Annotated in this window: 9 protein-coding genes and 2 pseudogenes; 3 read left to right on the top strand and 8 right to left on the bottom strand. The window is 32.1% G+C overall.

Annotated features, from left to right (window positions below; all coding sequences use genetic code 11):
• Nucleotides 1-152 (bottom strand): annotated as a pseudogene (locus TY19_RS14015) (transposase); the annotation flags it as partial.
• Between the two features lie 76 nt (nt 153-228).
• Nucleotides 229-992 (bottom strand): annotated as a pseudogene (locus TY19_RS02460) (IS982 family transposase); the annotation flags it as partial.
• Between the two features lie 563 nt (nt 993-1,555).
• On the opposite strand from TY19_RS02460, the gene TY19_RS02465 reads away from it, so the two are divergent.
• Nucleotides 1,556-2,446 (top strand): U-box domain-containing protein, encoded by an 891-nt coding sequence (locus tag TY19_RS02465; protein ID WP_042279838.1) that lies wholly within the window; start codon nt 1,556-1,558, stop codon nt 2,444-2,446.
• Nucleotides 2,447-2,879: 433 nt separating this feature from the next.
• Here the strand turns inward: TY19_RS02465 and TY19_RS26700 are convergent, their stop codons facing one another.
• Nucleotides 2,880-3,107 (bottom strand): integrase core domain-containing protein, encoded by a 228-nt coding sequence (locus TY19_RS26700; protein ID WP_052354731.1) that lies wholly within the window; start codon nt 3,105-3,107, stop codon nt 2,880-2,882.
• 354 nt (nt 3,108-3,461) lie between these two features.
• Here TY19_RS26700 and TY19_RS11515 point away from each other — a divergent pair, with 354 nt between their 5' ends.
• A complete protein-coding gene (locus TY19_RS11515) occupies nt 3,462-5,096 on the top strand; it encodes a BTB/POZ domain-containing protein (RefSeq protein ID WP_079979201.1) in 1,635 nt (544 codons plus the stop codon).
• A 458-nt stretch (nt 5,097-5,554) separates the two neighbouring features.
• Here TY19_RS11515 and TY19_RS26705 read toward each other — a convergent pair whose 3' ends face one another.
• The 5 genes from TY19_RS26705 to TY19_RS02495 all read right to left on the bottom strand — a co-directional run bounded on the left by TY19_RS26705 (nt 5,555) and on the right by TY19_RS02495 (nt 10,822).
• Nucleotides 5,555-5,641, bottom strand: a complete 87-nt coding sequence (locus TY19_RS26705; protein ID WP_445082241.1) for a hypothetical protein — start codon at nt 5,639-5,641, stop codon at nt 5,555-5,557.
• 181 nt (nt 5,642-5,822) lie between these two features.
• Complete coding sequence (locus TY19_RS26710; RefSeq protein ID WP_445082240.1) at nt 5,823-6,170, bottom strand: transposase; 348 nt, start codon at nt 6,168-6,170, stop codon at nt 5,823-5,825.
• A gap of 361 nt (nt 6,171-6,531) precedes the next feature.
• Complete coding sequence (locus tag TY19_RS11520; protein WP_052354733.1) at nt 6,532-7,095, bottom strand: NUDIX hydrolase; 564 nt, start codon at nt 7,093-7,095, stop codon at nt 6,532-6,534.
• Nucleotides 7,082-10,030: a serine/threonine-protein kinase PknD gene (gene pknD / locus TY19_RS02490; RefSeq protein ID WP_042279841.1), complete on the bottom strand. Its 2,949-nt coding sequence runs from the start codon at nt 10,028-10,030 to the stop codon at nt 7,082-7,084. The genes TY19_RS11520 and pknD overlap by 14 nt, the downstream gene beginning before the upstream one ends.
• 450 nt (nt 10,031-10,480) lie before the next feature.
• Nucleotides 10,481-10,822 (bottom strand): hypothetical protein, encoded by a 342-nt coding sequence (locus TY19_RS02495; RefSeq protein WP_042279842.1) that lies wholly within the window; start codon nt 10,820-10,822, stop codon nt 10,481-10,483.
• 471 nt (nt 10,823-11,293) lie between these two features.
• On the opposite strand from TY19_RS02495, the gene TY19_RS02500 reads away from it, so the two are divergent.
• Nucleotides 11,294-11,995, top strand: coding sequence for a hypothetical protein (locus TY19_RS02500; protein WP_042279844.1), 702 nt, complete (start codon nt 11,294-11,296; stop codon nt 11,993-11,995).
• Nucleotides 11,996-12,022: the final 27 nt, after the last annotated feature.

The raw sequence follows: 12,022 nt of genomic DNA on the forward strand, positions 1-12,022 counted from the left end.
TTTCTTTTTATGCGTTTATTGTGGCAAACATCTATCGATGTAGAATCAATAAAAGCAATTCCTGTGATTTCTCCTCTTTTATCCAAAAGATAAGCAAATAGAGGAATAAAAAGGTTCTTCTTTAAATAAACAAAGCGGCTATAACTAATTAACCTGAATTTTGGGTTTTTAGGCAGTCATTAACAACAAATGATGCTGCTATGCTAAGTTTATCGATGGCTTTTTGGGTTAGTGAGGATAAGCAACGATCCCAGCTAATCGATTAATTAAAAAAAATTTCCAGCATCTCTGTGGCGTGTCTATTCAATTTAAGAAATATTTTTTAGTTGATCATTAACCGTTGCAATAATAGCTTGTTTTCTAAGAAGAATTTTGTCTGTCAACTTCATCAGCTTCTGCATCCTATTCGACCTTTTTGAAAATTCTTTTGAAATAACTCCCTTAGCACCAAATAGTTTTCCAAAAATCCCTTTTGACAAGGTTTCGGCAATAGAAACATCAGCAACATGTCCCAGTTAAGCTGAAAAGCTAAAATTTCTTTTTTTTTATTGAGTATAAAATGCAATTTAAACCCGGAAAACCATCCTGAAGTTGTTTTTCTCCCTCTTTGCCAAACCTTTAAAGATCTTGTTTCTTTTTATGCGTTTATTCTGGCAAACATCTATCGATGGAAAATCAATAAAAGTAATTCCTGTGATTTCTCCTCTTTTGTTCAAAAGATAAGCAAATAGAGAAACAAAAAGGTTCTTCTTTAAATAAACAAAGCGTCTAGTACTCATTAAGTTTGGAAATTCTTTACCTAAGTAGTTGGTGACATACCCATAAAAGTGCTTAACAGTTCGATCATTTGATTGATGAAATAAAATGACTATTGTCATCCTCTCTGGTATCGATCATTTAGGTTGAGGTTCTCGCTTTGTTTTGCCATGATTAATTAACTGTTTACGCCATTTCTGCTCAAAAGACTTCCAAAAATCATCTAGACAACAATATCATTTGATTAAATCCGTTTTGACCTCTTATGTCATGTTAAACATTAGTTTGAGGAAACAAATGTTTTCAATCATGCAGAAGTCTTTTGGCATTTAAATTTTATTCTTTTTATTCATTATCAAAGGAAGAAATCTAAAATTCAGGTTAATAAAAAAAGAGCTTTGTAAGCTCATCATTTTGTATCAAAAAGAGAAAGTCTGCGAGTTTTATAATACATTGTTATAAAGATTCCAAAAGCCAAACTATTTCTACCGTTTTTTTTTATCTTTTTAACTTAGCAATTAAAAACCGCAGTTAAATAGATGTAATTTGACCAAACAATCGCCATTTATTTAACATTTTATAAAAAAAAGGTTGATAAAAAAAAGGAAAAGTTTTTGTATTGCTTCTATAGATATCTTTTGATAACTATGAATAAGCAGATATATAAACAACTAATTTTCTAAATTAAATTTAAATTTTTATTGTTTATCAAGGTTAAGTAATTAAAAGCGTGACAAAACACGTCTTTTATCTCATTTTAGATAAATGTTTTATTTTAAATTTTATAGGAGTGTTAAATATGTCAATAAATTTAAATTCTTCAATGTGTAATTCCGTTTATCCCGTATTAGATCAACCGACATTGAATCAAACAACATTGAATCAACCAAAAGAAAAAGTGTGTGAAGAAGTTGTGTTGGAAATAACTAACTGTTCTCATACTCCCGAGAATAAGCCTTGTGTTATAGGCGAGAATAAACTTCCTGTTGAAGATGTGGTGAATTTTAGATCTTTTAATTGTCCTATTACTCTTTACCCATTTACAGATCCTGTTGTAGATGAATGTGGCCATACATTTGAACGAGAAGCAATTATGGAAATTTATAACAGAGCAATTGCAGAAGGAACTTCATTTACGTGTCCTTTGAATCCTAGTAAAATTCTCGATGTTAGCAAACTTATTAAAAATTATAATTTAGCTGGCGCTAAAGAAGAAGTGGACGAATTTACTAAAAAACATACTTCTGAAAAAAAGACCTCCCTTGAGTTAATGAGAGAACTTATGCAAGAGCATACAATAGAAAGGCGAGAGTATAAAACAGAAATGCAAAAATTAATAAGCAGGCATGAACGATTTTTAGAAGATTTTAGACCCCTTGCACGCGATACAGAAGAATCTTTAAATACAAGTACTAACATTTTAAACCAATGTTCTATTCTTAAGGATAAAAACGTCATCTTGGAGAAAAAAGTTAAGAATTTTGAGACAATGAGTGTAGCAGATAGACTATTTTCATATCTTTTTCCTCGTTATAACGAAGCTATTTCCACAAGAAATATAACGCTTGAAGAACAAGAGCTTCTTAATAAATCTACGATAACTAATACAGAAATTGAGGCTGAAGGAAGAAAGTTAAAAGAACTAAAAAATAAGATAGAAAAATATTATCCACCAGTAGAGACAAAATAAAACTTTTTGTTTTGGTTAATCTAAATTTGAAAGAAATTATTTTCAAATTTAGATTAACTCAATCTTGTCCAAACTTTGCTCAGTTAACTCATCATTATTAGTTCATTTTCATTTAAGAATCTTTATTGATATAAATTTACACAATCATAAATAATTTAGGGCAATTACTTCAATTGTAGTAAAGCGAGCAAAAAATGATTTTTATGTCATTTTATAAAAATACTTAATTTTAAAATTTAGCGAAGTATTACATATGCCAACGCATTTAAAATTATTTAGTCAGCCCTCACGCCTAACTTGCAGCAAATTATAAAGAAATTTTTCAATTCATTCTGTTACTAGTGCGCAGAAAAAGTGGACAGGGACACCCAGTACTATTGACCTGCTCCAAGAATGTAATCCAATTACAAACTCATACTTTTATTAATTTTTATCATTTCTTGTTTAAAAAAGTATTTGCTAGCGAATCCTGCTGGGTCGAATACTCAAGCAGGCTATGCGGCCGCTCTTTATTGTATTCAACCCTCCAAGCTTCTATGATTTCTTGTGCCTCCTGTAAGTCTAAAAATAAATTTTGATTTAAACATTTTTGTCTGATTTTTCCATTGAAACTTTCAATGTAGCCATTCTTTATTGGCTTCCCAGGTGGAATACAATTCAATTCAAGCCTTTTTCTTCGGAAATAGATTGATTTAAGATGGTATTAAAGATAATTAATACAGCCTATTTCTATTTAAACGATCCATCACTAGTCCTACAAAATTTTCTCTTTAATATTGCTTTACCGGAATACTTCTTTTAGCATAATCCAATAACTTAAGCCTCTTTGATATTAAAAATTAAAAGCTTGGTATTTAAGCCTTATCGATTCTTATTTACTTACTAATAGCTATCAATCAATAAAATTGAAATTTTCCTTCGAATTTAATTTCTATCTTTTATTGCATTAATATTGCACTAATTTTATATTATATAATATATTTTAAGGTTAAATACATTTATTTAAACAAGTGGGGTGGTAATTTTGATTACTTATTATAATAATCCAATTTCTAAACATAATAGTCTCACTACCAATACAAATACCTGCTCTAGCCATAAATCGAACAACTATTTAAAATTTTCTGAGCGTATTAATTTACTTTGTACAACAATTTTCCAGTGTTTCCTCAACTTATTCTTTAATTGTATCACTAGAGATCAACTTCAATCTCAATGGAGAGAAGTTTTTTGGGGAAGAAAAGAAACTGTTAATCGCAAATTTATGGAACATCGCCTATCATCCGATCCAACTTCACTAAGTTTGAAACAAATTTCACGTTATACCCCTACTTCAATAGGAAGATTTACCCAAAATATCATTAATTCTCCTAAGGTTGAAAATAAACTTTTAAGAAATTCTTCAGTTACCCTAGAAGAAACTGATGGATCAACAATCCCATCTTCTAATCTTTTTCCTTTACCTCAAGAATTTAAATTGAGCTTTCAGAACAACACTTTTCTAACTATTTCAAGTTCCCAAAAGTCTTTATTAATGGAAAAATCGCCCTATTTTCGAAGTCTTTGGTCAGGAAATTTTAAAGAAACTTTTCAGCATCCTCTTGCTTTGTCACAAAAAGAATTTAATTGTCTAATCAATTGTCTATTGGATGCTAGCTTTAAAGTTCCTGTGGAAGACATTACTTCTTTCATTCAACTAGCTGATTATTATCAACTGACAGATGTTGTGAAAAATTTAGAAAAACAGCTTCTTGATGCATACAAATCAGATAAATGTGAGCTATTTAATTCCAGCGAAGACAATCTTGTAGAATTAAAAGAAATTTTAGATTTTGCTGAGCGATTTCAATTAAATATTTTAAAAAATTATTTACAGCTCACAGTGATGAATTTATTGTTAAAGCAAACTCCTCATTTAAAGGAATTTGAAAAAATTTTAAATTATTTTTCAAATGAGATAGAAGGACTTAATTTTTCAGAGAATGTCTATTTAACTGACGCTCATCTTTTAGCATTAAAAAATTGTAAAAATTTAAAAGTGCTTCAACTTCAGTCATGCCACCATCTCACTGACAATGGTCTAGCATGTTTGCCATCTTTAACAAATTTACAGTATTTAAATTTGAACGGTTGTAAAAAACTTACTGACGCTGGATTAGCGCATTTAACACCCTTAGTGACTTTACGATATTTAGACCTGGGCTTTTGCGATAAGCTAACTAGTAAAGGATTAGGGCATTTTAAATCCTTAATAGCTTTACAACATTTGAACTTGAGTGGGTGTAAATTTATTAGCGACACCGGGTTAGCGCATTTAACACCCTTAGTGGCTTTACAACATTTGAACTTGAGCCAGTGCACTTTTCTTACTGACGCAGGATTAGCACATTTGGTACCACTAGTAGCTTTAAAACATTTAGATCTAAGCTGGTGCAATAGCCTTACCAATGCTGGATTAGCACATTTAGTACACTTAGTGGCTTTGCAATATTTAAATCTGAGCGGATGCATTTATCTTTCTGAAGCTGGGCTAGCACATTTGGCGCCTTTAACTAGTTTACAGCATTTGAATTTGGAAGGTTGCGAACATTTTACAAATGCTAGATTTAGATTAGCGCATTTTAAAGCTTCATTAGCCGCTACAAATTGAATCTGAATTGAATCCAACTTACATTAATCTGGATTAGTTATGGCATTCTTAGTGGCTATCCCACATTATTAAATCCTTTAAAAAATAATTTTTCTTATCTCACGTTTATTTAGCAAAAAAACGGAATATATCCTTGCTTCTTATATTTTCCCCAACGGAACTCTTGCTTTGAAGATATATATCGAATTTGTTGATTAAGTAATTAGTCCCAATAGTGCAGCAAGTGTTTGCCCAATTTTTAAGATTATCACGATAAATACCTAACAAGAAAAAATAGAAGTTTTTGTTTTTTCAAATAAAAATATTTTATTAACCTGAATTTTGGGTTTTTAGGCAGCTATTAACAACAAATGATGCTGCTCTGCTAAGTTTATCGATGGCTTTTTGGGTTAGTGAGGATAAGCAACAATCCCAGCTAATCGATTAATTAAAAAATTTCCGGCATTTCTGTGGCGTGTCTATTCAATCTGAGAAATATTTTTTAATGAATGGCTTACCGTTTCAATGATAGCTCGTTTTCTAAGAATTTTGTCTGTCAACTTCATCAGCTATGCATCCTATTCGACTTTAGGGGAGTAAATAGTTCAAGACCTTGTTTCAAAAGCCTCTTTGAAAGTTCTTTCGAAATACCCCCCCCCCTTTATCATCAAATAGTTTTCCAAAAATCCCTTTGGACAAGGTTTCGGCAATAGAAACATCAGCAACATGTCCAGTTAAGCTGAAAAGCTAAAATTTCTCCTTTCTCCTTGAGTATGAGAGGCAATTTAAACCCGAAAAACCATCCTGAAGTTGTTTCCCCTTCTTTGCTAAACCTTTAAAGACCTTGTTTCTTTTTATGCGTTTATTGTGGCAAACATCTATCGATGGAAAATCAATAAAAGCAATTCTTGTGATTTCTTCTCTTTTTTCCAAAAGATAAGTAAATACAGGACCAAAAAGGTTCTTCTTTAAATAAACAAAGCGGCTAGTACTCATTAAGTTTGGAAATTCTTTACCTAAGTAGTTGGTGACATACCCATCAAAGTGCTTAACAGTTCGATCATTTGATTGATGAAATAAAATGACAATTGTCATCCTCTCTGGTATCGATCATTCAGGTTGAGGTTCTCGCTTTCTTTTGCCATAATCAATTAACTGTTTATTCTATTTCTTCTCAAAAGACTTCCAAAAATTATCTAGACGATAATATCATTTGATTAAATCCGTTTTGACTGCTCATGTCGTATTAAACATTAATTTTGGAAAAAAAAATATTTTAAATCATACAGAGTTCTTTTGTCATTTAAATTTTATTCTTTTTATTCATTATCAAAGGGATAAATCCAAAATTTAGGTTAGTAATACTTTTTTCTCGGATAAATGTAAAATTTTAAAAGATTTGGGTAATTCAATTCAGATTTATTTTTGAAATTTAAATAACTCATATAGGTAGAAATTAAGAAGTGGATTCAGATAAAGAGTTAAAAAACAAAGCAGTGCAAAGAGTCCCGTCTAGTTCAGCATTTTTGGAAATCATCTCTTTAAGTTGATCGAAAGAACATAGGCGAGTTTGAATAATTTCTGAGGGTTCTAACCGTGGTGACGTATTAAATTTAGCTCCAAGAGCTTTAACATAAAAAGTTTTTTGTCCGCTAATTCCTGGATAAGGGTAAGCACTTCCTAAGAGGTGAAAGCTTTCAGCTGTATAACCTGTTTCTTCTTCCAACTCTCTCTTCGCAGCGGCCAGAGGATTTTCATTATCATCTATAAATCCACCAGGAAAACATAGTAACATCTTTTTTGTCGGATGGCGGTATTCTTCATTTAATACATAATAGCCATCAGCAGTTCTGGCTAGAACAACAACAGCTTGAGGAGGAGTAATGAGTGTATAATAAGAGTAAGGATCTTCATGGGCGAGACGTAAACGATCTCGTTTGATTTTAATGAACGATTCTTCGAAAGCAAGCGTCGTTTCTTCGACAAAAGGAATGGCGAAAGTTTTTTTAAAGTTCTGCATGAATGAATTGTTCTTGGTACAATTTTTGAAAATGTATGCGTTTGGTTTCATTAGCAACACAATGATAATAAAGTATTAATTGCTTGCAAAGTTGTCTTTTTTCCCACATAAATGCTTTCTCATAGCTATCTTTAGATAAATTGTTAGTTAGAAAGCGTGCTCCAAGAGTCCATGTACGGGGAAACATAACAGGATTCACCCCAGCAAAATGAACATTTGCTATTTCTGCACCTTCGGTGACTTGCAGCCAGCATCCATATAAAAAATGAAGAAGAGAAGAATCCTTGTTTAACGTTTCAACAGAATAAGTATAGAGCAAGTTACCGGCATCTTGCCAATTTTTGTCTAATAAATAAGCCCAAACACGACGACAATTCAATTTGAGGCGATCTTCAAAGCTGAGTTCTGCATGTTCAAATTGTCTAGCAAGAGTATATATTAATGAAGTATTTAGCTGATCCAAGCATTGGTCCATAAAGTATAGGACGGCATGAAGATGGTCGGCATTGGTCGATGGAATTTGGAAAAAAAATTCTTTATAAACATCTTCTAATGTTTGATAGTGGCAGGCAATAAAAGCTTTCAGATCTAACCATTTAGGGTTTTGCGGTAAATTAAGATAAGTTTGAATGGTATTTAATTTTTCTTGCGCATATTCCCATGAACCCAATTCCACAAGGCATAATAAAGCATTATTCACTTCTTCAATTGGAAAAGATGGGCTTTGGATTAAATCATCAAGAATTTCTCCTAATATAAAAGGCTTAGCTAACCAAAAGGCAAGGGGTGTCGCAAATCGTGTAGAAAGAGTCGTTAAGGGAGATGGTGATTTATATTCGATGAAGGGTAATACTTCCCAATGCTTTTGTAGGCTATTGAATAAACGTTTCGTATGAGTGTCGATTTTATTAAGAGGCAAATGCCTAACTGTTAAAAGTGTAAATCGATAAGTTGTAATCCGTTGCATTCTAGAAACTTCATGCAATCTAGAAATGATTTGTTCCTGAAGCATTGGTAGAATAGGATGATTGGGATAGCGACGATAGGCAAGTTCATAACATTTAATTTCTTCTTCGCTATCGTTTATTGATTCATACGCGAGAGCTTTTCCTAAATATTCTAAAGGAGCACTTGGTGTACCATGAAGTTTTTCAAATTCATTTAATGCTTCTTCTAGCAATGTCATTTTATTTTCAGCTGTTTTTGCTTGTTCAAGAAATGTCAGTCCCGCTCTAAATAAAGCTTCTCTTCCTTCTGTTCGATCGGGAAAAGAATAAGCGATGCGACGATATTCACTTAAAGCTTGGTTGTAATCGCGATGTGCTAAAAAAGCATCAGGAACAGCTAAACAATTAACATTGATATTTAAGTTACCAACATAAATTTCAAGAGGACTGATTTCAAAATCAGCATCTCGTGATAATAATCCGACGTGAGTACCAATCAAAGGAATATGAGCAATATAAGAAAACTGCAAATTATCATTAATGTAAACATGAATAGATTTATCAACTTTTTCAATACGTACATGGTACGATTGCTGCCTTTTTAAAAAGATGTCAGGTGCATGCACGACTTCAACGTTTGAGCGTAGAAGTTTAGTTGTTTTACTAAAATCCGAACCTAGCCATAAACAATAGCCTTCGATAAGATGTTCTCGTGCGCTGGCTTCTGGAACGCTGAGAAGAAACCCAATGCCATGTCCTTGTTCGCCTAAACAAACATCTGCTTCGATTTTTGTATTTCCTGTAAATGATTGCTTTGAAATCATAAGGCTAACCCATTCAGCGTCATCCGTCATTCGAGTAATGGCAACATGTTCAGCAATTAAAACATTTTCTTGAAACTCCCAATCGTTTTTTTCTTTAGTATTGAGATTTGCAATACAAAACCATTCAGATCGGCCCTCTAGGTAGTTTTCAATATCTCGAATGAGTTCTTCAACGCTTTGATAACGGTTTTGTAAATCAAGCGATAAACATTTTTCCGTAAAACTAGCCAACATTCGAGGAACTTCTCTATAGGGAGCCGCTGTGACAGGATCTTGCCACTCTTCTCGACTCATATTTTTTCGAAATTCTTCTAAAGTTCCTCGTTTGAAAGGACTTTTTAAAGTTAATAACTGATATAAAATAACACCTAAAGAGTAAATATCAGTTTGAATTGTTGCAGGTTGACCCAAAGCTCTTTCTGGAGCCATATAAGCAACAGTTCCTACAACTTTTCCAATTTTAGTAATATCTTTTTGTTTAGTGAGAGATTCTGGAAAAGAGGCCAACAATTCTTCTTCAGGAGACTGATCAATAAATTTGGCTAATCCCCAATCTAAAATTAGGACTTCTCCATATTTTCCAATGATGATATTTTCTGGTTTTAGATCCCGGTGTAGCACTCCTTTCGAATGAGCGTAAGCAACAGCCTGGCAGATTGTAATAAACACTCTCATTAAAGCCAAAATGGATCCACCAAGATAATCTAATGTTTCCCCATTTTTTTCCTGTAGTTTGGTTTTCCGGATGATTTGCTTAAGTGTATCTCCTTCTACAAAAGGCATTGTATAATAAGCTGTATCGGCATCCGATCGAATTGTGTAAATGGGAATAATGGCTGGGTGAGTTAATTGCGAGGTCATATGGGCTTCTTTTAAAAAGCGCTTTTTAATTTGAGGATGTTCGAGAAGGTCTGAGCGGATTTTTTTGATAGCAATTTGTCTTTCATAACAAGGATCGTAGGCTAAAAAAACCTCTCCCATTCCTCCTTTGCCAATGCTTTTAATGATTTGATAAAAATCAGATTGAATAGGTAAACCTGTCGATTCATTTTTTTGCGATTTACCACAGAATGGGCAAAAAGCAGGACACTGAGCAAACGATAGTTTACAGTTGTTTTTGCAGAAAGGACAGGTAAAAGAATAATCAGGAAAAGAATGGGGCATATTAAATCAAATCGATTATTAAAGCTGGTTTGTTTGTTGCAAATGTTGCCATAAATCGCAAGTTTTAAAAAGGTATTATGGACAACACAATTATATAGTCTAGTTCTTCTTCAAAATATACACCTTTATCGAAGAATAAAATGTTTCCATTTGACAAAATAATACATTTGTTTCTATTTCATCTCTTCTGGAAATGTATTACCAAGATCCGCACTTTAACATTCTAAAATGTTCTAAATAGATCATATTTCCAATAAATATGGGCTGCAACAATCGCTTTCTCATTTGCTCCCTAGCTAAGATTTTTTTTCCAGGATTCATTTCAAACCAAACATATTGATAACGATCCAATGGTTTTAAAAAAGAGATCATTTTTGTTCATTTTATCTTTGAATTTCACCAATATGAATCAGTCGATTATTCATTTATTTTTCCTCTTGAAATTTTTTATTAATCGTTTAAATCCTCTCTTTTTAAATGCACAACGCCATTATGAAAAGAATATTCTCGCCAGACGAGATAAATCCCTGCTCCCATAAGCAAAATAGGCAGAAAAAAAGAAAATGCCATTCCAATCAATGTAATAAATCCTAAAGCGGCAATTAAAGCCGCTGTCACAAAAAAGTCTAATCGTCTGCCCATTAAGTATTGCCTTAAACCAAATGTAATACCCAAAGCAAATAAGATGCTCGGCCACCACATTTTTGTGTAAAATAAAATACCTAATAAAATTAGGAAAATTCCATTAGAGATGTTATCTGCACGCCTTTTTGATAAATAAGGGAACTTCATCTTTTATCCTTTTATTCATATGTTTTCAAAGTAGTTTTAACTCTCATTGGTATTTAAAGGTGAGAGAAAAATGAAAAAAAAGTGCATCAATCGTTTAAAATGGGTTTTTATTAAAAACAAAGAATTTTTGAGCAATTCTAGTTTTAGCGCAAAATGCATGAAATTAACGTTTTCGGAAATATTTAATATTTCTTAGTTTATCCTTGTACGATCAAGAGTTACTGTATATGTTCGTAGAAATTAAAATATCACGTGACGTTTACTGTTTCAATTTTATTGCGAGATGGCAGCTGAAAACCTGCCAAGATGAGCAACTCAAATTTTCATTTTTCACTTTATACTATAAAAGCATAAATATTTAAATAATATTATTAATTATAATTTTTTTGATTTGTGTAATTTGTTGTCATAAATTTTTTTATTTTTTATAATAAATGTTGTTATTAATGTAATAATAAGAGGGAGCTGTATATGGTCGAACTATCTATTGATTTTGTCGTAAACATGGTGAATGGTAATTTTTATGATACAAATGTAGAGGTAGCGGCAAACTTATTCGTCGTCTCAAAAAAGAATAATCGCTTAAAAAAGATTGATTTAACTCGAGATCTTGAAAAAATTGAAAAATGGGCTGAAAACAATCGCTTTGTGGCAGTTGTTGAAAAAGGGGATCAGACCTTTATCTGCGCAAGTTCTCAAATTGTAGAAAGTTTAAAAAAACAAAATGAGTTAAATATCGAGGGAAAGCAGCTTAGTTATTGTGTGCTATCTGATGATGATTCTGAAAGAATGTCCGCTATTGCCATGGAGGCATTAAATTTAAGTGAAAACTCTTTAGAGAATGAAAAAAAAGATCATAAAATTCCGCCGCATGAGACAACTAAAAGTTTCGTCCGCGACTATTTAGCCAAAATTTCTTCAAAAAAAGATCAAACCATGACAATTGATTGTTTGGTTTATAAGATGAAAAACATTCCTGGTAAGCAAATTCTTAAATTTCTACGCGATATGCAAGAGATTAGGAATGAGCAAGAGCGCAGAAAAAAAGAAGACTTGATCCGACAAGAAGTAAAATCGATAGACCTCAAACATGCAATATTTAAAAAAGAAATTTTAAAAAATGAAGTAAAAAACAATGAAATTAAAGCCCAAACTAAAAGGCTGTCTAGCTAATCGTGCCTTTAGTTGTTGTTAAAAGGA

Origin of the sequence: Candidatus Protochlamydia sp. R18, assembly GCF_000648255.1 — a bacterium.
GTDB lineage: Bacteria > Chlamydiota > Chlamydiia > Chlamydiales > Parachlamydiaceae > Protochlamydia > Protochlamydia amoebophila.

Excerpts from the sequence above, each read along its gene's own strand:
- TY19_RS26710 (WP_445082240.1), bottom strand. The coding sequence starts at position 6,170 with ATGACAATTGTCATTTTATTTCATCAATCAAATGATCGAACTGTTAAG.
- TY19_RS02495 (WP_042279842.1), bottom strand. The coding sequence starts at position 10,822 with ATGAAGTTCCCTTATTTATCAAAAAGGCGTGCAGATAACATCTCTAAT.
- TY19_RS26705 (WP_445082241.1), bottom strand. The coding sequence starts at position 5,641 with ATGAAGTTGACAGACAAAATTCTTAGAAAACGAGCTATCATTGAAACG.
- TY19_RS02500 (WP_042279844.1), top strand. The coding sequence starts at position 11,294 with ATGGTCGAACTATCTATTGATTTTGTCGTAAACATGGTGAATGGTAAT.
- TY19_RS11520 (WP_052354733.1), bottom strand. The coding sequence starts at position 7,095 with ATGCAGAACTTTAAAAAAACTTTCGCCATTCCTTTTGTCGAAGAAACG.
- TY19_RS02465 (WP_042279838.1), top strand. The coding sequence starts at position 1,556 with ATGTCAATAAATTTAAATTCTTCAATGTGTAATTCCGTTTATCCCGTA.
- pknD (WP_042279841.1), bottom strand. The coding sequence starts at position 10,030 with ATGCCCCATTCTTTTCCTGATTATTCTTTTACCTGTCCTTTCTGCAAA.